This is a genomic window from Corynebacterium nasicanis (assembly GCF_042658165.1).
Taxonomy (GTDB): domain Bacteria; phylum Actinomycetota; class Actinomycetes; order Mycobacteriales; family Mycobacteriaceae; genus Corynebacterium; species Corynebacterium nasicanis.
Genome location: NZ_JBHSQE010000001.1, coordinates 107,641 through 127,045 on the forward strand (window position 1 = coordinate 107,641; position 19,405 = coordinate 127,045).

20 protein-coding genes are annotated in these 19,405 nt (G+C 70.2%); 8 read left to right on the top strand and 12 right to left on the bottom strand.

Features of this window, described 5'->3' with window-relative positions; all coding sequences use genetic code 11:
* The first annotated feature begins 127 nt into the window (after positions 1–127).
* Genes ACFPUZ_RS00555 through ACFPUZ_RS00565 form a run of 3 tightly spaced genes read left to right on the top strand, consistent with a single transcriptional unit; the run spans position 128 to position 3,371 of the window.
* On the top strand, positions 128–1,093 hold the full coding sequence (locus ACFPUZ_RS00555; protein ID WP_376998793.1) for a 1-phosphofructokinase family hexose kinase: 966 nt from the start codon (positions 128–130) through the stop codon (positions 1,091–1,093).
* On the top strand, positions 1,074–3,065 hold the full coding sequence (locus tag ACFPUZ_RS00560) for a PTS fructose transporter subunit IIABC (protein ID WP_376998795.1): 1,992 nt from the start codon (positions 1,074–1,076) through the stop codon (positions 3,063–3,065). The genes ACFPUZ_RS00555 and ACFPUZ_RS00560 overlap by 20 nt, the downstream gene beginning before the upstream one ends.
* Before the next feature lie 39 nt (positions 3,066–3,104).
* Complete coding sequence (locus tag ACFPUZ_RS00565; RefSeq protein ID WP_376998798.1) at positions 3,105–3,371, top strand: HPr family phosphocarrier protein; 267 nt, start codon at positions 3,105–3,107, stop codon at positions 3,369–3,371.
* Between the two features lie 48 nt (positions 3,372–3,419).
* Here ACFPUZ_RS00565 and ACFPUZ_RS00570 read toward each other — a convergent pair whose 3' ends face one another.
* The 7 genes from ACFPUZ_RS00570 to ACFPUZ_RS00600 form a co-directional block, all read right to left on the bottom strand.
* The gene (locus ACFPUZ_RS00570) at positions 3,420–3,788 is read right to left on the bottom strand and encodes a hypothetical protein (RefSeq protein ID WP_376998800.1); all 369 of its coding nucleotides are present in this window, start codon (positions 3,786–3,788) and stop codon (positions 3,420–3,422) included.
* An 83-nt stretch (positions 3,789–3,871) separates the two neighbouring features.
* Positions 3,872–4,336, bottom strand: coding sequence for a GyrI-like domain-containing protein (locus ACFPUZ_RS00575; protein ID WP_376998802.1), 465 nt, complete (start codon positions 4,334–4,336; stop codon positions 3,872–3,874).
* A 4-nt stretch (positions 4,337–4,340) separates the two neighbouring features.
* Positions 4,341–5,633: a uracil-xanthine permease family protein gene (locus ACFPUZ_RS00580; protein ID WP_376998804.1), complete on the bottom strand. Its 1,293-nt coding sequence runs from the start codon at positions 5,631–5,633 to the stop codon at positions 4,341–4,343.
* A gap of 316 nt (positions 5,634–5,949) precedes the next feature.
* Positions 5,950–7,470: a GTPase HflX gene (gene hflX / locus ACFPUZ_RS00585; RefSeq protein WP_376998806.1), complete on the bottom strand. Its 1,521-nt coding sequence runs from the start codon at positions 7,468–7,470 to the stop codon at positions 5,950–5,952.
* The gene (locus ACFPUZ_RS00590; protein WP_376998808.1) at positions 7,467–7,700 is read right to left on the bottom strand and encodes a hypothetical protein; all 234 of its coding nucleotides are present in this window, start codon (positions 7,698–7,700) and stop codon (positions 7,467–7,469) included. Before ACFPUZ_RS00590 ends, hflX begins: the two co-directional genes overlap by 4 nt.
* Positions 7,697–9,556, bottom strand: a complete 1,860-nt coding sequence (gene feoB / locus ACFPUZ_RS00595) for a ferrous iron transporter B (RefSeq protein WP_376998810.1) — start codon at positions 9,554–9,556, stop codon at positions 7,697–7,699. Before feoB ends, ACFPUZ_RS00590 begins: the two co-directional genes overlap by 4 nt.
* On the bottom strand, positions 9,556–9,789 hold the full coding sequence (locus ACFPUZ_RS00600) for a FeoA family protein (RefSeq protein WP_376998813.1): 234 nt from the start codon (positions 9,787–9,789) through the stop codon (positions 9,556–9,558). Before ACFPUZ_RS00600 ends, feoB begins: the two co-directional genes overlap by 1 nt.
* A 131-nt stretch (positions 9,790–9,920) precedes the next feature.
* Here ACFPUZ_RS00600 and ACFPUZ_RS00605 point away from each other — a divergent pair, with 131 nt between their 5' ends.
* Positions 9,921–10,667, top strand: coding sequence for a hypothetical protein (locus ACFPUZ_RS00605; RefSeq protein ID WP_376998815.1), 747 nt, complete (start codon positions 9,921–9,923; stop codon positions 10,665–10,667).
* Between the two features lie 12 nt (positions 10,668–10,679).
* Positions 10,680–11,210: a hypothetical protein gene (locus ACFPUZ_RS00610; protein WP_376998817.1), complete on the top strand. Its 531-nt coding sequence runs from the start codon at positions 10,680–10,682 to the stop codon at positions 11,208–11,210.
* Here ACFPUZ_RS00610 and dapF read toward each other — a convergent pair.
* The 3 genes from dapF to ACFPUZ_RS00625 are packed head-to-tail and all read right to left on the bottom strand — an operon-like array spanning position 11,152 to position 13,501.
* Positions 11,152–11,985: a diaminopimelate epimerase gene (gene dapF / locus ACFPUZ_RS00615; protein ID WP_376999934.1), complete on the bottom strand. Its 834-nt coding sequence runs from the start codon at positions 11,983–11,985 to the stop codon at positions 11,152–11,154. The two genes, ACFPUZ_RS00610 and dapF, sit on opposite strands and share 59 nt — an antisense overlap.
* A 29-nt stretch (positions 11,986–12,014) precedes the next feature.
* The gene (gene miaA, locus ACFPUZ_RS00620; RefSeq protein WP_376998820.1) at positions 12,015–12,923 is read right to left on the bottom strand and encodes a tRNA (adenosine(37)-N6)-dimethylallyltransferase MiaA; all 909 of its coding nucleotides are present in this window, start codon (positions 12,921–12,923) and stop codon (positions 12,015–12,017) included.
* Positions 12,911–13,501 (bottom strand): hypothetical protein, encoded by a 591-nt coding sequence (locus ACFPUZ_RS00625; RefSeq protein ID WP_376998822.1) that lies wholly within the window; start codon positions 13,499–13,501, stop codon positions 12,911–12,913. Before ACFPUZ_RS00625 ends, miaA begins: the two co-directional genes overlap by 13 nt.
* 99 nt (positions 13,502–13,600) lie before the next feature.
* Between ACFPUZ_RS00625 and ACFPUZ_RS00630 the strand changes: the two genes are divergently transcribed.
* The 3 genes from ACFPUZ_RS00630 (at position 13,601) to ACFPUZ_RS00640 (ending at position 17,110) form a co-directional block, all read left to right on the top strand.
* Positions 13,601–14,959: a DUF349 domain-containing protein gene (locus ACFPUZ_RS00630; protein ID WP_376998824.1), complete on the top strand. Its 1,359-nt coding sequence runs from the start codon at positions 13,601–13,603 to the stop codon at positions 14,957–14,959.
* A gap of 1 nt (position 14,960) precedes the next feature.
* The gene (locus tag ACFPUZ_RS00635) at positions 14,961–15,986 is read left to right on the top strand and encodes a GNAT family N-acetyltransferase (protein WP_376998826.1); all 1,026 of its coding nucleotides are present in this window, start codon (positions 14,961–14,963) and stop codon (positions 15,984–15,986) included.
* A 182-nt stretch (positions 15,987–16,168) separates the two neighbouring features.
* Complete coding sequence (locus ACFPUZ_RS00640; protein WP_376998828.1) at positions 16,169–17,110, top strand: hypothetical protein; 942 nt, start codon at positions 16,169–16,171, stop codon at positions 17,108–17,110.
* Positions 17,111–17,212: 102 nt separating this feature from the next.
* Here ACFPUZ_RS00640 and ACFPUZ_RS00645 read toward each other — a convergent pair whose 3' ends face one another.
* Positions 17,213–17,830, bottom strand: a complete 618-nt coding sequence (locus tag ACFPUZ_RS00645) for an Rv2732c family membrane protein (protein WP_376998830.1) — start codon at positions 17,828–17,830, stop codon at positions 17,213–17,215.
* A gap of 39 nt (positions 17,831–17,869) precedes the next feature.
* The gene (gene miaB, locus ACFPUZ_RS00650; RefSeq protein WP_376998832.1) at positions 17,870–19,363 is read right to left on the bottom strand and encodes a tRNA (N6-isopentenyl adenosine(37)-C2)-methylthiotransferase MiaB; all 1,494 of its coding nucleotides are present in this window, start codon (positions 19,361–19,363) and stop codon (positions 17,870–17,872) included.
* Positions 19,364–19,405: the final 42 nt, after the last annotated feature.

The following is a 19,405-nucleotide window of genomic DNA, read 5'->3' on the forward strand; positions in this document are numbered from 1 at the left end:
CTTCACCGGCCTCGGGCCGCGCCTTAGGATTAACCCAGCTCAGGCCGCTGCCGGCCCCCGAAAGCCGGCAGCGGGCCCGACAGACACCACCGTGACCACAGATTTCCGAACGGACAGGGAGCCCGCCGTGATTCTCACCTTGACCCCCAACCCCAGCATCGACGCGACGATGCAACTGGGCGACAGGCTCCGCCGCGGTCTCGTCCACCGCCCCTCCGCCATCTCCCAGGTCGCGGGCGGCAAGGGCGTCAACGTCACCCATGCGCTCACCCTGGCGGACACTCCCAGCCTCGCGCTCTTCCCGGCGGACCAGAACGACCCCTTCGTGGCGCTCACCCGGCAGGCGGGGATCCCCTTCCACGCCATCCCCGTGTCCGAGGGAGTCCGAATCAACACCACCCTCACGGAACCGGACGGCACCACCACCAAGATCAACGGCCTCGGCGCCACCGTGGACCCGGCCACCCGTCGCGAGATCGAGGAGACCGTCACCCGCCTGGCCGGGCAGGCCTCCTGGCTGGTCATGGCCGGCTCCCTGCCGCCCGGGGTGCCCGCGGACTGGTACACCACGCTGCTCGCCACGGTCCGCACCGCGCATCCGGGTCTGCCCGTCGCGGTCGACACCTCCGACAGCGCCATGGCGGCACTCGGGGCCGGTCTCGGTACCGCCGCGCCGACCCTCATCAAGCCGAACGGACTGGAGCTCGGGCAGCTCGTCGGCTGGGACGGCGAGGCCCTCGAGGACGCGGCCGCCGAGGGAGATTTCTCCGGTGTCGTCGACGCCGCCCGCATCGTCGTCGAGCGGGGCATCGACGAAGTCCTGGTCACGCTCGGCCCGACGGGCGCGGTGCTGGTCACCCGCGAGGGCGTCTGGTACGCCACTCCCCCGCCGGTCGATGTCCAGTCCACGGTCGGAGCCGGTGACAGCTCCCTGGCGGGCTACCTCATCGCCCGCGCCTCCCACGCTGACCCGGCGGCGTGTCTCGCCCGGGCCGTCGCCTACGGCACCGCCGCTTCCGGCCTGCCCGGCACCACGATCCCTACCCCCGCACAATTGAATCTCAAGGAAACCCATGTCCGTCATCTCCCCTGACCTCGTCCGCCTCGACGTCGATCTCGGCGCGAGCGCCACCGACGTCATCACCGGCCTGGCCCACGTCGCCCACGACGCCGGCCGCGCCAGCTCGCCCACCCTGCTGGCCGACGCCGCACTCGCCCGCGAGGCCCAGAACCCCACCGGTGTCCCCGGCCGGGTCGCCATCCCGCACGCGCGCTCGGCGGCCGTCGAGGTCCCCACCCTCGCCTTCGCCCGCCTCTCGCGGCCCGTCGACTTCGGTGGCCCCGACGGGGATGCGGAGCTCGTCTTCCTCATCGCCGCCCCGGAGGGTGGGGGGAAAGCGCACCTGAAGATCCTCTCCAAGCTGGCCCGCGCGCTGGTGCGGGGCGATTTCCTCGACCGCCTCCGCGCGGCCACCACGCCGGAGGAGATCGTCGCGGCCGTCGACGAGGTCATCGGTGACGTCCCCGCGGCGGCGCCGCAGGAGGGCGTCGAGAAGCAGGCGACCCACCTGGTCGCCATCACGGCGTGCCCGACGGGCATCGCGCACACCTACATGGCGGCCGACGCCCTCGCGCAGAACGCGCAGGCGCGCGACGACGTGGTCCTCCACGTCGAGACGCAGGGTTCCTCCTCCACGGAGGCGCTCGACCCGGAGGTCATCAACCGGGCCGACGCCGTCATCTTCGCCACCGACGTCGGCGTCCGCGAGCGCGAGCGCTTCGCGGGTAAGCCGGTCATCGAGTCCCCCGTCAAGCGCGCCATCAACGAGCCCGGCGTCATGATCGACGAGGCCCTCGCCGCCGCCCGCGATCCGCAGGCGCGGCGGGTGAGCGGGACGGCGTCGATAAGCGAGAAGAAGCAGGAACTGAGCTGGCCGCGCCGCATCCAGCAGGCCGTCATGACCGGCGTGTCCTACATGATCCCCTTCGTCGCGGCCGGCGGCCTCCTCCTCGCCCTCGGCTTCCTCATCGGCGGCTACGCCATGGCCAACGGCTGGCAGGCCATCGCGCTGCAGCACTCGCTGGGCAACCTGCCCGGCAACGAGGTGCTTATCGACGGCGCCACCGTCGCCTTCGACCGCTCCGGCCTCGCGCTCTACCTCGGTGCGGTGCTCTTCGCCACCGGCCAGATGGCGATGGGCTTCATCGTCGCCGCCCTGTCCGGCTACACGGCCTACTCGCTGGCCGGTCGCCCCGGCATCGCCCCGGGCTTCGTGGGCGGCGCGATCTCCGTGCTCATCGGTGCCGGCTTCATCGGCGGCCTGGTCACCGGTGTGCTCGCCGGCCTCATCGCCTACTGGATCGCCTCGTGGAAGGTGCCGCGGATCCTCACCTCGCTCATGCCGGTGGTGATCATCCCGCTGCTCACCTCGCTCATCGTCGGCCTGCTCATGTTCCTGCTGCTGGGCCGCCCGCTGGAGGGCATCATGACGGGCCTGACCGACTGGCTGTCGGCGATGTCCGGCTCCTCCGCGGTGCTGCTCGGCATCATCCTCGGCCTCATGATGTGCTTCGACCTCGGTGGCCCGGTGAACAAGGCCGCGTACCTCTTCGCCACCGCCGGGCTGTCCACGGGTGACGCCGCCGCCATGCAGATCATGGCCGCCGTCATGGCCGCCGGAATGGTCCCGCCCATCGCGCTGTCGGTGGCCACGCTCCTGCGGGCCCGCCTGTTCACCCCCGCCGAGCAGGAGAACGGCAAGTCCGCGTGGCTGCTGGGCCTGTCCTTCATCTCCGAGGGTGCGATCCCCTTCGCGGCCGCCGACCCGCTGCGCGTCATCCCCTCGATGATGGCCGGTGGCGCGGTCACCGGCGCCCTGTCCATGGCGCTCGACGTCGGCTCCCGCGCCCCGCACGGCGGCGTGTTCGTCCTCTTCGCCATCGACCCGTGGTGGGGCTTCCTGCTGGCCATCCTCGCCGGTACGGCCGTCTCCGCCTGCGCCGTCATCGCACTCAAGCAGTTCTGGCCCTCCCGGGCGGTGGCAGCCGCCACAGTCGATGCCTAAACTGGGCCACATCATCCCTCAACGAAAGGACCAGCCCTCATGGCTTCCAAGACCGTGACCGTCGGCTCCGCAGTCGGACTCCACGCCCGCCCCGCCGCCATCGTCGCTGACGCCGCCGGCGAGTACGACGACGACATCATCCTCACCCTCGTCGGGGACGAGGACGGCGAAGAGGCCGACGCCGCCTCCTCCCTCATGATCATGGCGCTGGGCGCCGAGAAGGGTGACCAGGTCACCATCACCTCGGACAACGCCGAGGCCGTGGAGAAGATCGCCGCGCTCATCGAATCCGACCTGGATCAGTAGAATCGCCGACGCCTCCCGATCACCGACGATCGGGAGGCGTTTTTGTGTCTACATGTAGGCGATGATGATGGCGTCGTGCCGCTCGGCGGCCGCCGCGAAGAACTTCTGCAGGGGCGGCAGGTCATGGGAGTACGTGAGTTCGCCGACCTCAGCCAGGGCCGCGGCGATCATCTCCACCTGCACGGGCGCGAGAGCATTCCGCGTCGGCTTGTACTGCCACATCTCGCCGCCGTTGAAGGCCGGCTCGGCGTGGGTGAGCAGCAGATCCTCATCGAGGATGAACCACTCGTCGCTCAGGCGCAGGGTGGGATGGTCCCCCGCCGCAATGAGCTTATCGACGACGCCCACCCGATCCGGGGTCACCGTCAGGTGGAGATAGTCGTCCTTGGAGACGGCGAGATACACAGGAACACGCATGCCTACCGTTTTACCACCGCGCAGCCTCCCACGGCGCGGATGAGGTAGAGACAGGTGGGGTCTTTGTGATCAACATCGCGCACTCAGGCCAGCGTGACGTAGAGATCAGTGATCATGTCCGCCGGATCAGCCTCCGGCGTGGGCATGGTGACGTACTCCTCCCAGAACACCGCACCGGTGGGGCGGCCGCTGCGCCGCACGGACTCCGTCAGCTCCTGCCACGACTGTCCCAGGGTGTCGTAGGAACCGACATGGCGGGCCGTCATGGCCGCGCTGGCGGGGACGTGGTGGACCAGCTCGGGGTGGGCGGTCTCGACGGCGGCCACCTGCTCCGGGGCCAGGGGGAAACCGCCGGCCAGGTCGACGGTCTCCCCCAGGCCGGAGTAGTAGTAGGCACGCGCCGGACCAGCCGGGTGCAGACCGAGCTCAGCCAGCACGTCCGCGGCGCGGCGGAAGGCTCGGTCGAAGTAGGCGTGCATGTCGCTGGTGGGGATGACCTCGCGCGGGGCGAGGAAGGCATGGGCGGGGACGGAGATCTCGGGGCTCATACCCTCAATGGTAGAACTTCGCGTGGCGCCCTTCACCGATGCGGATGTAGAGCCACTTGAACAGCGGGTAGGCCAGGATGATCCCCGCCGAGCCCCAGGCGATGCCCTCCAGCTCGACGCCGCCGACGCTGAGCGTCAGGTTGCCGATGCCGGCGATGAGCGCCACCGCCACCGTCGTCAGGTTGACCGGGTTGTTGAAGTTGACCTTGTTGTCCTGCCAGATGCGGATACCCAGCATGCCAATGAGCCCGTAGAGCACGATCGTCGCCCCGCCGAGCACGCCCGTGGGGATGGTGAAGATGAGTGCGCCGAACTTCGGGATGAACGCCAGAGCGATGGCCGTGGCCGCCGCCACCCAGTAGGCGGCGGTGGAGTACACGCGCGTGGCGGCCATGACCCCGATGTTCTCCGCGTAGGTGGTCGTTCCCGAGCCACCGAAGGAACCCGCCAGGGTGGTGGCCAGGCCGTCGGCGACGAGCGCGTCCCCGGCCAGATCGTCCAGGTTGCGGTCCGTCATCTCCGACACGGCCTTGACGTGGCCGACGTTCTCCGCGATGAGCACGATGACCACCGGCAGCGTCACCAGGATCGCCGAGAGGTGGAACTCCGGCGAATGGAACTCCGGCACCCCGATCCACGCGGCGTTGCGGATGGTCTCCCCCGCGCCCTCGGCCAGATTGCCCGTGAGCGCGGCGAAGACCCAGCCGACCACCACGCCGATGAGGATGCCCAGGCGCGCCACCATGCCCCGCCCCGCCACGGTGGCCACCAGGATGGTGAGCATGGTCACCGCCGCCACGAGCGGCTGCGTCTGGAAGTTACCCGTGGCCACCGGCGCCAGGTTGAGGCCGATGAGCGCGACGATCGCACCCGTCACCGCCGGCGGCATGACCGCGTCGATCACCCGGCGCCCCGCCGCCTTGACGATGAACCCGACGGCCATGAGCACCAGACCCGTGACCAGCACGCCGCCGATCTGGGCGCCGGGGCCGTGCTGCTGGCTGGCGATCATCGGCGCGATGAACGCGAAGGAGGAGCCCAGGTAGGAGGGCAGACGGTTGCGGGTGATGAGCAGGAAGATCATCGTCCCCAGACCCGAGAACAACAGGGTCGTGTTGACGGGGAATCCGGTCAGGGTGGGCACCAGCAGGGTGGCCCCGAACATCGCCACGACATGCTGCATGCCGATGCCGATGGTGCGGGGCCAGCTGAGGCGTTCGTCGGGTGCGACGACCGCACCGGGGGCTATTTTCCGACCGTCACCGTGGACGGTCCAACCGAGGCTGTTGAGGGTCACGGTTACACACTAGCGTCGGTAAGCATGAATCCTGACACGCAACCGTTCGCCTGCGGATGCCGTCCTCTCGCTCATCGGCGCCGCCCTGGCCGCCTGGTTCTGGTACGAGCAGGAGGGCGGCAGCTGGATCGCCATGGTGTGGGCCACGCAGTTCGCGCGGCGGGCGGAGGAGGATTCCTGACAGGTCAAGTCGGAAGTGACGACTGCTCGTCATGACGACCGTTCGTCAGCCTGCTGAAACCTCCTGACCTGGACAAACGAAGTGACGATTCGTCGCCAGATGTGACATCTGGCGACGGATCGTCACTTCTCCCCGTCAGCCCTCCACCGCGAACTCCGCCAGCTCGGCCGCCAGGGACTGGGGCAGGCGGACGTCGATAAGCGTGCCCTCGGCGGTGTACTCCTCGGAACGGACGGTGCCGTACTCGTGGAGGCGGGAGATGAGGTCGCCGCGCGTGAAGGGCACGAGCAGCACGAGGTGGGCGTCGAGGGAGTTGAGGAAGAGCTCGATGCGCGCCTCCAGCTCCTGGATGCCCTCCCCGGTGACGGCCGAGACGTAGACGGCCTCCTCGACGGCGTGGCGCAGCTCGGCGAGCACGAGCGGGTCGGCCCGGTCGATCTTGTTCACCACGATCATCTCCGGCGGGGCATCCTCCCCGGTCTCCTTGACGATGTCGTAGATGACCTTGTTCACGGCCTCGATCTGCTTGAGCGGGAAGGGGTCCGAGCCGTCGACGACGTGGAGCACGAGGTCCGCGGCCAGCACCTCCTCGAGCGTCGACTTGAAGGCCTCGACGAGCTGGGTGGGCAGGTGCCGGACGAAGCCGACGGTGTCGGTGAAGACCACGGCGCGGCCGTCGGCCAGCTCGGCCCGGCGCGTGGTGGGGTCCAGCGTGGCGAAGAGCGCGTCCTCCACCAGCACACCCGCCCCGGTGAGGGCGTTGATGAGCGAGGACTTGCCCGCGTTGGTGTAGCCAGCGATGGCGATCTGCGGGATCGTCGACTCCTGGCGGCGCTGGCGCTTGATCTCGCGCGCCGTCTTCATGCCGGCGAGCTCGCGGCGCAGCTTAGCCATGTCCTGCCGCAGGCGGCGGCGGTCGGCCTCGATGCGGGTCTCACCGGGACCACGCAGGCCGACACCGCCGTTGGACCCGGCGCGACCACCGGCCTGGCGCGAGAGGTTGCCACCCCAACCGCGCACGCGGGTGTAGAGGTACTCCATCTGCGCCAGCGAGACCTGCGCCTTGCCCTCCTTGGACTTCGCGTGCTGGGCGAAGATGTCGAGGATGAGCATGGTGCGGTCGATGACCTTGGTGTTCAGCGCCGTCTCCAGGGCGACGAGCTGGCCGGGCGAGAGCTCGCCGTCGCAGACGACGGTGTCGGCGTCGGTGGCGGCGATGATGTCCTTGAGCTCCTGGACCTTGCCGGAGCCGATGTAGGTGCCGGGGTCGGGCTTGTCGCGGCGCTGGTAGAGCGTCTCCAGGACCTCGGCGCCCGCGGTCTCGGCGAGGGCGGCGAGTTCCGCCATGTTGGCCTCGACCTCGGCGGAGGTGCCCTCCGTCCACACGCCGACGAGGATGACCTGCTCGAGGCGGAGTTTGCGGTACTCGACCTCGGTGATGTCCTCGGAGTCCTGCGAGCGGATCTCGGTGTCGCGGGTGACGCGGCGGAAGCGATTGCGTTCGGCGAGGTCGAGCTCGCCGACAGTGGGGGTCAGCAGATCGGAGAGATCGGTGCCGGGGTCCTCCGGGAGGCTGGGCTGCGGGGCGTTGTCGCGGAAGGCGCGCGCGAGCAGCTCATCGTGGGAGGTGGGGTCATTCTGGGAAGCATCAGTCATTTCTGTTCATTGTTCCACGCCGGCCCGAGAGTTAACAGCACCGGTCCTCCGCAGCCCGCCTCGACGGGGCATCCCCCGCACGACGTTGAGGCGCAGGAGGAGGGCTTGTGGAAGTGCTGCACCACCGCGCTGACGAGGGTGGTCGGCAGCCCGGTGGCGCCCGCGATCTCGGCGGTGGTCCGCGCCCCCGCGTCGACGGCCGCGCGGATCTGCGCGACAGGGCCGGTCACAGCCACACGCTCAGCAGCTGGAAGGTGACCACGGCCAGCAGCCAGGCGACACCGAGCTGCAGCCCGAGCCCGGCCAGCGTCCACCGCACGCCGATCTCCCGGCGCTGGGCGGCCAGCGTGGCCACGCAGGGGGTGTAGGCCAGCAGGAACATCATGAACGCCCACACCGCGGCCAGGGCGTGGCCGCCGGAGGAGTCCGCGAAGTCACGGGTGATCGCCACCGACAGATCCTCTTCCGGATAAGTCTGCGCCCACGTGGAGATCACGGCCTCCTTGGCCACGAACCCGGTGATGAGCGCACCCGCGATCTCCCCCGAGCCGAATCCGGCCGGGGCGAACACCGGCGCGATCGCCTCGGAGACGGCCCCGTAGGCCGAGTCGGCGACGGGCAGCTCCGCATCGGCGAACTCGTGCCCGCCGCGCACAGGGGTGGCCTGCAGGAGGAAGACCACGGTCACGCACGCCACGATGATGGTCGCGGCGGTCCGCAGGAAGGCCGCCAGGCGGGTCCACGTCACCTGGCCGACGATGCGCGCGCCGGGCAGCTGGTAGCGCGGGAGGTCGATGACGAGCGGCTCCGAACCGAAGCTGCGCCACAGCAGTCTGCGCACGCCCATGCCGACGACCACGATGAGTGCCACCGAGATGACGTACATGGCGAAGACGACCGTCCCCGCGTGCTCCGGGAAGAAGGTGGCGGCGAGCATGACGTACACCGCCAGCCGCGCGGTACAGGAGGCGAAGGGGATGAGCAGCGCCGTGAGGATCCGGTGTTTGCGCCGCCCGAGGATGCGGGTGGCGGAGATCGCCGGCACGTTGCAGCCGAAACCGACGATGAGCGGGATGAACGCCCGCCCGGGCAGCCCGATGGCCCGCATGACGCGGTCCGCCACCACCGCCGCGCGCGCCATGTACCCGGAGTCCTCCAACACGGCCAGGCAGAGGAACATCAGCGCCATGAGCGGCACGAAGGTGAGCACCATGCCGACGCCGGCCACGAGGCCGTCGACAAGCACGGCCTCGAACACCCGCGGCAGGCCGAGCCCGCGCAGCAGGTCGGAGACGGGACCCGAGAAGAATCCGTCGAGCGCGTCCTGGAACGGGGCCGCGACGGTGGTCGTGATCTGGAACACCGCCAACATGACGGCCAGGAAGACCGCCGGCCCGGCGATCGGGTGCAGCGTCACCGCGTCGATCCGGTCGCTGAAGGTCCGGCCTCCCCGCTTATCGACGACCCCCTCCAGCACCGTCCCAATCCAGCCGAAACGTTCCTCGGCCGCCGCGAGCTCGCCACCCCAGGGCGCCTGCCGCCGGCGCTCCGGTGCGCCGTCGAGCGCATCGCGGACCACCGGCACCAGGTCCCCCAGGTGCCGCCGGTGGCGGGGGTTGAGCGCCACCACGGGCACCCCGAGGCGCTGCTCCAGGAGGTCGACGTCCACCCCGGGCGCCAGGTCGGTCTTGGTCAGCGCCACGACGACCCGCAGGTCCTGCTCGAGGAGCTGGGAGACCAGATAGAGGCCCCGGCCGAGGGCGGTGGCGTCGACGGCGACGAGGACGAGCTCCGGCGGGGTGCCGAGCAGCATGCTGCGCGTGAACTCCTCATCGGGGCTGGCCGGCTCCAGGGAGTAGGCGCCGGGCAGGTCGATGAGGTCGAAGGTCTGCTCCCCCGCCCGCCAGGTACCGCGGGCGATCTCCACCGAGGTGCCGGGCCAGTTGCCCTCCTGCACACGGGCGCCGGTGAGCGCGTTGAACAGCGTCGACTTGCCGGAGTTGGGCGCGCCGACGACGGCGACGACCGGGGATCCCTCCGGCGCGGAACGCAGTACCGGTTCGTGGCAGTTACGGACGACGGCCACTACAGCGCCGCCACCGTGAGGCGCGCGGCCGTCTGCCTGTCCAGCACGTAACGCGTGGTGCCGACGCAGATGAGGCAGGCCCCGCCGATCGTCTTGCGGTCGAGGGAGATCTCGGCGCCGTCGAGCAGGCCGAGTTCCACCAGGCGGCGGCGCACACTGTGCGGGAGATCAGGGTCGACGGACTGGAGCTGCAGCGGGCAGCGGCGGGGCGCGTCGGTGAGCGGACAGGTCATCAATGTTCCTTGGGTCTGACATAGGCGGCGGCGATAAGTAAGCCGAGCCTTACCTTACGCCCGGGCGGGCGGCGAGGGAAGAGAGACCGGCATATTTCTCCTCCGCACCCGCCGCGATAGACTCAACAACCATGAGCACCGACCTGAAGAGCATCGGACTGGGTTTTGAGCGTTGGCAGGACGCCGTCGAAGCGGCCATCGCCACCAACCAACTGGTCGTCGCCGGCGAGATCCGCGGCGGCCAGCTCATCCAGTTCACGGACGCCTCGGGCGCCCAGATCAACATCCTGGCCGTCGAACCTTTCGCCACCTTCGCGGGTTTCGAGGCCGTCACCCAGACCTTCGCCCACGTGAGCATGGTCAACGACGTCCTCGCGCTGTGCGAGATCGTCACCCCGGACGGCACCGTCCTGTCCTCGCTGACCTGCAACCTGGCGCAGGGCCCGCTGCTTGTCGACGCCCCCACCCAGACCTGGCAGCAGGTCGGCATCACCGCCCTCGCCCTGGACACCACCACCTACGCCTCCCCCGAGGCCTATGAGGCCGCCTCCGGCCAGACCGCCGGCGAGCTCGTCTCCGAGGGTGCCCGCCTGGTGACCTCCGGCTCCGGCGCCGCCGCCCCGGACGCCTCGGCCTTCTTCTCCGCCCGGATCCTCGACTCCGAGTACCGCCACAACCAGCTCACCGGGCAGCGCTTCATCCACGCCACCGTCGACGGCGCCTTCCCCTTCGACCTCTGCCTCAACGACGCCCCGGAGCTGCCCGCCCGCGACAGCGTCATCGCCGGCACCGCGATGCTCACGGCCTCCATCCTCACCCCCATGTCCGGCGGAGGTTGCGGTGGCTGCGGCGGAAGTTGCGGCTGCGGCGGACACTGAGCGGGTCCCGACATGCCCGACCGGATGTGGATCACGCCCGAACCACCCCCGCAACGGTGGATCCTGGCGTTCATCATCGCCGCCTGCGTGGCTGTCCTGGTGATCTTCCGACTCCAGGGCCTGCTGCTCATCCTCCCGATCCTGGCGGTGGCGCTGCTGGTGATGAGCCGCCGCCCCGACACCACCGAGACCCTCGCCCTGCGTTCCTCCATCGCGCTGAGCGCCGAGGACATCCGGGACATCATCGCGGAGTTCGACCAGTTCACCGTCGGCTCTGACGCCGAGACCGTCGCCGACCGCACCCTCACCCGCCCGGCGCTGCTCGACCTCGACTGCCCCGACCCGGACATCGCGGAATTCCACCACGAGTACGCGACCGCCCGGCGCTTCCTCGCCCGTCTCGACGCCCGCCTGGCCAACGACAGCCTCGAAATCTCCCAGCTGGAGACCCTGCTCACCGTCACCGACGTGCGGGCGCTCGAACTCAAGGAAGCGTGGCTGGCTGCCCGGCAGGCGGCCCAGCGGCTGGGTCCGGAGTACTGACCTGCCCCGTCGCGATGATCCGCGACGGGCCCGTGAGAGTGGAGGTGGCCCCGGCAATGGTGACGGTGACCGTGCCCCCCGGAATATGGACGGTGACCTCCCCGTCCGTGTGCCCGGCATCGGCCAGGGCGGCCCGGGCCGCAGCGACGGTGCCGGTGCCGCAGGAGCGGGTCTCCCCCACCCCGCGCTCATGGACGCGCATGTGCACGGCGCCATCCTGCAGTGGCGTGAGGATCTCCACGTTCACCCCGCCGGGGAAGAACTTGCGGTCGAACTCGGGTTCCCGCAGCTCCAGACCCGCCAGGGAGTCCGGGTCGAGCCCGGGCAACACGCACGCCAGATGCGGATTACCCAGGTCCACCCCCAGACCGGCGACGTGCAGCTCCCCCAGCCGGGCGGTGGACAGGCCCGTGACCTCGGCAGGCCCCATGTCGACGGTGACCACCGCGTCGGTGTCGTTGTACTCCCGCACCGTGACCTTCCGCCCGCCCGCGCGGGTGCCCACGGTGAACTCATCGGAGTCCACCAGGCCGCGGGAGCGCAGCCAGTGGGCGAACACGCGCACGCCGTTGCCGCACATCTCGGCCAGCGAGCCGTCCGCGTTGCGGTAATCCATGAACCACTGGCCATTGTCATCGACGACGCGCAGGACGCCGTCGGCGCCGAGACCCGCCCGGCGATCACACAGCGCGCGCAACTGTTCCGGGGTGGGATCGACAGAGGCGTCGATGATGAGGAAGTCGTTCTCCGTGCCGTGGCCCTTGGCGAAGCTGATGGTGTTCACGTCGCCGATTCTAGATGTGCTCAGCCGAGCAGCCCCAGGGCGGCACCCACGGTGTCCTCCTCGGCGGGCAGCCAGGTGATGCGCGGATCGCGCTGGAACCAGGAGCGCTGCCGCCGCACGTAGCGACGGGTGCCGGTGATGGTGCGCTCCACAGCCTCCTCCCACGTCAGCTCCCCCGCGCGTGCGGCGAGCACCTGGGCGTAGCCGATGGCGCGCCCGGCGGTGGAATCCGCGATGAGCCCCTGCTCGGAGACCAGCCGCTCGACCTCCTCCACCAGGCCCTTCTCGAACATCAGCCGGGTACGTTCCGCGATGCGCGGGTTGAGCCACTCCGCCTTCGTGCGCAGACCGAGGATCCGCGTGCCCCAGCGCGGGGGCGCGTCCTTCGGCGGTTGGGAGGCCTGGAAAGGCTGCCCCGTGAGCTCGATGACCTCGAGCGCGCGCACCGTCCGCCGGGGGTCCTTGTCCTCGATGATCCCGGCGGCCACCGGGTCCACCGCGGCAAGCTCGGCGTGGAGGGCGTCGATCCCGATATCGCCCAGGCGTGCCTCATAGCGAGCGCGGACGGCCGGGTCGGTGGGCGGGAACTGCCAGTCGTCGAGCAGCGACTGCACGTAGAGCATGGAGCCGCCGACGAGAATGGGCACCTTGCCGCGCGACATCACCTCCTCCACATCAGCCACGGCGTCGGCCTGGTAGCGGGCGACCGAGGCGGTTTCGGTCACGTCCCACACGTCGAGCTGGTGGTGCGGAATCCCCTCCCGCTCCGCGAGGGTCAGCTTGGCGGTGCCGATGTCCATCCCCCGGTAGAGCTGCATCGAATCGACATTGACCACCTCGCCGCCGAGCTCATGGGCCAGGGCCAGGCCGAGCGCCGACTTGCCCGAGGCCGTCGGGCCGACCACCGCAATAGGTGTCAGATCTGCCATGCCGCCACGTACCTTCCCACGCCGTGCGTCGTATCCGCCAGGAGGAGCTCAGCGCGCCGGGGCTGCCGGGCGGCGAGCTCGAGCCAGAGTCCGGGTTCCAGGATTCCGCCGTCCGCGGGCAGCTCCCCCGCCTGCTCTCCGGCCAGCACGGCCCGGCACCACGCGTCGGCGTCCGCGGCCTGCGGCAGCAGCGCCAGCGGGGCCCGTTCCGTCAGCCCCGCGGAACCGTCGACAGCAACAAGGGTCAAGGCCTCAGGGTTGATATCGCCCAGCTGGGTGCGCACCTCCGTCACCCGCGCGGCCGATTCCCCGAGCACGTAGCGCTGCACCAGTTCCGGCAGGAAACGCCCCTCACCCACCGTCACGTCCGGCGCTCCCCAGGCCCGGAACGAGCCCTCCACGCCGGTCTCCCACCGGGGGTCACGCGAGGAGACGAGGTGGATGGGGGCGGCGCTGGCGTCGATAAGCGAGCGCAGCCGGGACACCGTCCGCGCACCGACCACATCGCGCGGGGCCAGCTCGGCGACCATCGCCGGGGAGGCGGGCATGACGACAAGGTTGGGACTCACCCGGCACATCCTACTGACTCCTGCTGACAGGCCCGAACGCTGCGCGGTATGTTAGTTGGAGCACTATCGGCAGCCGTGTCGCGCGGCATGAAGCAAAGGACCTCCCACATGACCAACTCCCCGACGCCGTCGCCCACGCCCGGCCCCAAGCCCGGCCCGGGACCCAAGCCTGGTCCTCTGCCCGGCGGTGGACACCGTCCCACCCCGTCACCGCGCCCGGCGGCCCCCGCCGTCGCCCGCCCGCCGAAGAACGACCCCGCCCAGTGGGGCCGCGTCGAGGCCGACGGCAGCGTCTTCGTCCGCACCGCCGACGGGGAGCGCCAGATCGGTTCCTGGCAGGCCGGCACCCCCGAGGAGGGCCTCGCCCACTACGGCACCCGCTTCGATGACCTGGCCACCGAGGTCGAGCTCCTCGAGGCCCGCCTCACCGCGCACCCCGACGACGCCGCGTCCATCAAGGAAGCCGCCTCGCACCTGCGCACGACGTTACCCGAGGCCGCCGTCATCGGTGACCTCTCCTCCCTGGACAAGCGCCTGTCCGACATCATGGAGCACTCCGACGCCGCCGGTGAGCAGGCCAAGGCCGACCGCGCCCAGCGTCGTGAGCAGGCCATCGCCCGCAAGGAGGCCCTGGCCGCCGAGGCGGAGGAGCTGGCCGAGAACTCCACCGACTGGAAGGGCGCGGGCGATCGCCTGCGCGTCATCCTCGAGGAGTGGAAGACCATCCGCGGCATCGACCGCAAGACGGATGACACCCTGTGGAAGCGCTACTCGCGCGCCCGCGACGCCTTCAACCGCCGCCGCGGCTCCCACTTCGCGGAGCTCGACCGGGGCCGCGCCGCCGCCCGCCGCGCCAAGGAGGCCCTCGTCGAGCGGGCGGAGTCCCTCAAGGACTCCACCGACTGGAACGACACCGCCCGCGCTTTCCGTGACCTCATGAAGGAATGGAAGGCCGCCGGGCGCGCCCCCCGCGACGTCGATGACAAGCTGTGGGCCGCCTTCCGCGCCGCCCAGGACCACTTCTTCAACGCCCGCAATGCCGTCAACGACGAGCGGGACAAGGAGTTCGTCGCCAACGCCGAGGCCAAGGACGCCCTGCTGGCGGAGTTCGACTCCCAGATCGACCCCGCCAAGGGCCTCGACGCCGCCCGCGCCAAGCTGCGCGAGCTGCAGGAGAAGTGGGACGAGATCGGCTACGTCCCCCGCAACCAGGTCCGGGACTACGAGGAGAAGATCGGGGCCATCGAGAAGCGGGTCTCCGCCGCCGAGGACTCCCAGTGGCGCCGCACCGACCCGGAGGCCCAGGCCCGCGCCCAGCAGTTCCTGGACAAGGTCGCCGATTTCCAGGCCCAGGCCGACGCCGCCGAGGCGAAGGGCAACGCCAAGAAGGCCGAGAAGCTGCGCGCCCAGGCCGCCCAGTGGCAGGAGTGGGCCGACGCCGCCGCCAAGGCAGTCGAGGACCTCTAGCTTGCAGCTCGTCCCCCTCGATCGGCCGGTTCCCGGAGCGGAACCGGCCGATGACGTTGTCAACCTCGTCTTCCTGGCCAACCTCGCCGCGCAGGAGACCACGGGAGAGACGGCCTCCTCACTGTCCGTCGAGCGCGTCCAGCACCGCCTGCGCGGCTCGGCCGAATACGACACTCGCGCCCTGGCGCTGGTGTCTCCCGACGAGGACCCCGCCGGCTACCTCCTCCTGAGCACCCCGCTGCTGGAGGACATGCAGGTCCTCGAGGCCGAGGTCATCCTCGATGCCCTCCACCTGCCCCTGCCGGGCTCCGGTTTCAGCCCGGAGGGTCGCGGTGTCCTCGATGCGCTCTACCGAGCCGCCGAGTCCCAGGCGGGCGAACTGGGCCGCAGCCTCGTGCAGACCTGGCTGCTCCACCCCGCGGATGAGGAACCGGGCACCGGTGAGTGGGCGGACCTGCTGCGCTCCCGCGGCTACGAACTCGGCCTCCGGGAGATCCAGGGGGTCGTCACCGGCGCCGAGCCCCCGACCTGGCCGGCGGGTGTCCGCGTGGACCTGGTCCGTGACCTGCGTTTCCCGGAGCACCTGGTGGACGGCGTGCTGGCCCTCTACCACCAGGCCAGCGTCGACGTCCCGCACGGCGGGATGCACGCCGAACCCGTCGCGTGGAGCCCCGCCCGGCTCAGCGCCGCCACCGAGCGGGTCCGCACCACCAACCGCCAGGTGATCAGCGCCGTGCTCTCGGATTCCACCGGCCCCGTGGGCATCAGCGAGATCACCCGCTTCCCGGGTTCCGAGCCAGGGGTCGCCGAGCAGGGCATTACCGTCATCGCCCCCTCCGCCCGGGGCCGCGGGTTCGGGCTGGAGTTGAAGAAGGCGGTACTGCAGGCGGCGGCCGCGGAGCTCGGCGCCACGCGGATCTACACCTCCAACGCCGTGGAGAATTCGTGGATGCTCGACATCAACCGGCACCTGGGCTGGCGGATCATCTCCGGTGGTTCGGGCTGGCAGAAGTCGCTGTCCGGATAGGCCGCGTTGCCGCGTACCCCGCTGACTCTCTCCCGCCCGGAAATGCCCAGGACACCAACTGCGCGCCCCCATCAGAGGGGTACGGGAGAACGCGACCCCGCCCCCGCGCTGCGAGCCCACCCCGGTGATGCGACACTGCAGACATGAACAAGGTCGGGGGGCCGGTCATTTCCACTGCGCGCATGACCGGGGCAGAGCGTCAACGCATCATCCGGGGATGGCGGCGGAACGAGTACATCAGGTTGGCGCCCGGGCTGTACATGGACAGCGATCACTACGAGGACCTGTCCCGGGAGGAGCAGGCCCAGGCCCGGGTGGTCGCCTATGCCTGCCTGGCCGCCAGCTCCGTGGTGGTGGGTCCGTCGGCGGCTCGGCTGTGGGGGTTCCCGGTGGCTGTCGACAACAACACCCTACAGGAGGAAAAGATCCACCTGGCCTCCACCGCGATGCGCACCCGGCGCCAGCCCCTGGTCCGCTACCTCAAGATCGGACGCTCCCACGCGGACTGCATCGTCGAAGTGGAAACCGACTACGGAACGGTCCAGGTCACCGATGAGGTGACCACCGCCCTCGACCTGGCCCGGTGGTCGTCGCTGGACGAGGCGGTCCGCGCCCTCGACCACGGCCTGCAACAGGCCCTGTTCGACCGCGAGCAACTGACCACCCGCGTGTCGGACATGGCCGGGGTCATCGGGGTCGGCGACATGCGGGAGGCGGTGGCCCTCGCGTCGGAGGGTTCGGAGAGTCCCCGCGAGACGGACGTGAAGCTGCTGCTGTGGAGGATGGGGCTGGCTGCTCCGATGCAGCAGGTGAATATCAGCTCCCACCGACAGGTCTGGATCGGGCGGGCCGACTTCTTCTACCCGGAGCTGGGGCTGGTCATCGAGTATGACGGCGCAGGCAAGTACCAGGATCCCGAGGACGGCGAGACAACCAAAGCGAAAGAGTACGACCAGGACCGCGACTACCGGATGAACGGCCTGGTCACTATCCACATCTGCGATGAGACCTTGCGCAACGGCACCGCGGAGGAGCTCATCGGGCGCTATGTCGCCGCCCTGTCGTCGGTGGGGCAGCCCTACCCGGAGCACCTGTGGACGGCGGAGTGCGTGGCGTGGAACTGAGCGCGTGCGGACGTACCCCGCTGTCCCCCACTCCCCCGATATGACCTGGGGCGATCCCGTACCCGCTCCACTCACGGGTACGGGAGAACGCCGCCCGCTGGATCAGGCCTTCTTGTGCCTCTCGGTGGCCCGGGAACGACGGTCATCGATGAGCAGCGGGTTCTCGGCGGCCGTGGTGTTGGCCTGCTGCTGCAGCCGGCCGACAACGTCGAGGTTCTCGGAGGAGGCGCGGGCCTGCGCCAGCTGCTCCTGCTCGGGATTCCGGCGGAAGATCGTCGTGGCGTAGCCGAGGAAGGCGAGGATGACCGCGAGAAGCGAGATCCAGAATCCGAGGTTCATCTCCACCCCGTCCTCGGCGCTGGCGCGGGTCTGGCGCAGCCACATGGCGAAGATGGAGTACGCCAGGCCGACGGTGGTGAGCATCCAGGCGGGGATCGCCACGAAGAGTCGCCGGGTGAGCACCGTGAGGGTGGTCAGCACGCCGACGCCCAGGAAGATGAGGATGGCGTAGACGTACTCCGTGATCTTGATGCCGGCCTCCTGCGCGGCGGCGGTCTGCGCCAGCACCTCGTAGCCGCGCACCGTGCCGGCCTGGGGCAGCAGCAGGGAGACGAGGTAGAGGCCGAGGGCCGCGAGGAAGAACCAGAGCCGACCCCCCAGGTCCAGGCGGGAGGCCACTCGCCTCTCGCGGGTGGCCAGCTCCTGATGGTCGTTGCTCACGTGTGCTCCTTCTCGCTTGGGGTGTAGGTGCAGCCTACGTCAGCAGCCGCAGGAATCCGCGGCGGGCTGCGGCGCCGGACGTCCGATGGCGGGCAGGCCCAGGCCGACGCCGATGGGCGCGGTGGTGGGGACCTGTCCGGCCTCCGACATGTCACCGGCGCGGGTGCGGCGGTGGGTGATCACGCCGGCGTCGGCAAGCAGGTGGTGCGGCGCGGAGGCGGTGATGGTGGTGGTGACCACATCTCCGGGGCGGATGTCGCCGGTGGGCGCGAAGTGGACGAGGCGGCCGTCGCGGGCGCGCCCGGTGAGGCGGCCGGTCTTCTTCCGGCCCTCGGCCTGGACGAGCAGTTCCACCTCGGTGCCCACGAGCCGGGCGTTCTCCTCGGCGGAGACGCGCTCCTGGAGGGCGAGGAGGCGTTCGAAGCGCTCCTGCACGACCTCCTTGGGGATCTGGTCGGCGTACTCGGCGGCCGGGGTGCCGGGGCGCGGGGAGTACTGGAAGGTGTAGGCGGAGGTGAAGCGGGCCTTCTCCACGACGTCGAGAGTGTCCTGGAAATCCTGCTCCGTCTCGCCGGGGAAGCCGACGATGATGTCGGTGGTGATCGACGCGTGCGGGATCTTGGAGCGGACCTCGTCAAGGATGCCGAGGAACTTGGCGGAGCGGTAGGAACGGCGCATCCGCTTGAGTACGTCATCGGACCCGGACTGCAGCGGCATGTGCAGCTGCGGGCACACGGCGGGGGTTTCGGCCATGGCGTCGATGACGTCGGAGGTGAATTCCGCGGGGTGCGGGGAGGTGAAGCGCAGGCGCTCGAGGCCCTCGATCTCTCCGCAGGCGCGCAGCAGCCGGGAGAAGGCCGAGCGGTCGCGCTCCAGGGTCGGGTCGGCGAAGTTCACGCCGTAGGCGTTGACGTTCTGGCCGAGCAGCGTCACCTCGGTGACCCCCTGGTCGACCAGCGCCTGCACCTCGGCGAGGATGTCGCCCGGTCGGCGGTCGATCTCCTTGCCGCGCAGCGCGGGGACGATGCAGAAGGTGCACGTGTTGTTGCAGCCCACGGAGACGGAGACCCAGCCGGCGTAGGCGGATTCCCGCTTGGCGGGCAGGACGGAGGGGAAGGCCTCGAGGGCGTCGACGATCTCGACCTGCGCCTTGTCGTTGTGCCGGGCGCGTTCCAGCAGCGTGGGCAGGGCGCCGATGTTGTGAGTCCCGAACACCACGTCCACCCACGGCGCGCGGGCGACGACGGTGTCGCGGTCCTTCTGAGCGAGGCAACCGCCGACGGCGATCTGCAGCCCGGGGTGCGCGCGCTTGGTCGCGCGCAGGGAGCCGAGGGTGCCGTAGAGACGTTCGTCGGCGTTCTCGCGGACGGCGCAGGTGTTGAACACGATGAGGTCCGGCTGCGTATCGACGGCCGCCTCGTACCCGGCCTCCTCCAGCAGCCCGGAGAGGCGTTCGGAATCGTGGACGTTCATCTGGCACCCGAAGGTGCGCACTTCATAGGTGCGGGGGGTGTCGGTCTCAAGCTGTGCCACGGGAGGTCATTGTATCGGGGCCTGCGGGTTCGGCCTAAACGT

Bases quoted from the DNA above. Each gene is read 5' to 3' on its own strand.
- ACFPUZ_RS00560 (WP_376998795.1), top strand. From the start codon at position 1,074: ATGTCCGTCATCTCCCCTGACCTCGTCCGCCTCGACGTCGATCTCGGC.
- hflX (WP_376998806.1), bottom strand. From the start codon at position 7,470: ATGACTGATGCTTCCCAGAATGACCCCACCTCCCACGATGAGCTGCTC.
- ACFPUZ_RS00575 (WP_376998802.1), bottom strand. From the start codon at position 4,336: ATGAGCCCCGAGATCTCCGTCCCCGCCCATGCCTTCCTCGCCCCGCGC.
- ACFPUZ_RS00630 (WP_376998824.1), top strand. From the start codon at position 13,601: ATGACCAACTCCCCGACGCCGTCGCCCACGCCCGGCCCCAAGCCCGGC.
- ACFPUZ_RS00640 (WP_376998828.1), top strand. From the start codon at position 16,169: ATGACCGGGGCAGAGCGTCAACGCATCATCCGGGGATGGCGGCGGAAC.
- ACFPUZ_RS00610 (WP_376998817.1), top strand. From the start codon at position 10,680: ATGCCCGACCGGATGTGGATCACGCCCGAACCACCCCCGCAACGGTGG.
- ACFPUZ_RS00605 (WP_376998815.1), top strand. From the start codon at position 9,921: ATGAGCACCGACCTGAAGAGCATCGGACTGGGTTTTGAGCGTTGGCAG.
- ACFPUZ_RS00600 (WP_376998813.1), bottom strand. From the start codon at position 9,789: ATGACCTGTCCGCTCACCGACGCGCCCCGCCGCTGCCCGCTGCAGCTC.
- ACFPUZ_RS00570 (WP_376998800.1), bottom strand. From the start codon at position 3,788: ATGCGTGTTCCTGTGTATCTCGCCGTCTCCAAGGACGACTATCTCCAC.
- miaA (WP_376998820.1), bottom strand. From the start codon at position 12,923: ATGGCAGATCTGACACCTATTGCGGTGGTCGGCCCGACGGCCTCGGGC.
- ACFPUZ_RS00625 (WP_376998822.1), bottom strand. From the start codon at position 13,501: ATGTGCCGGGTGAGTCCCAACCTTGTCGTCATGCCCGCCTCCCCGGCG.
- ACFPUZ_RS00565 (WP_376998798.1), top strand. From the start codon at position 3,105: ATGGCTTCCAAGACCGTGACCGTCGGCTCCGCAGTCGGACTCCACGCC.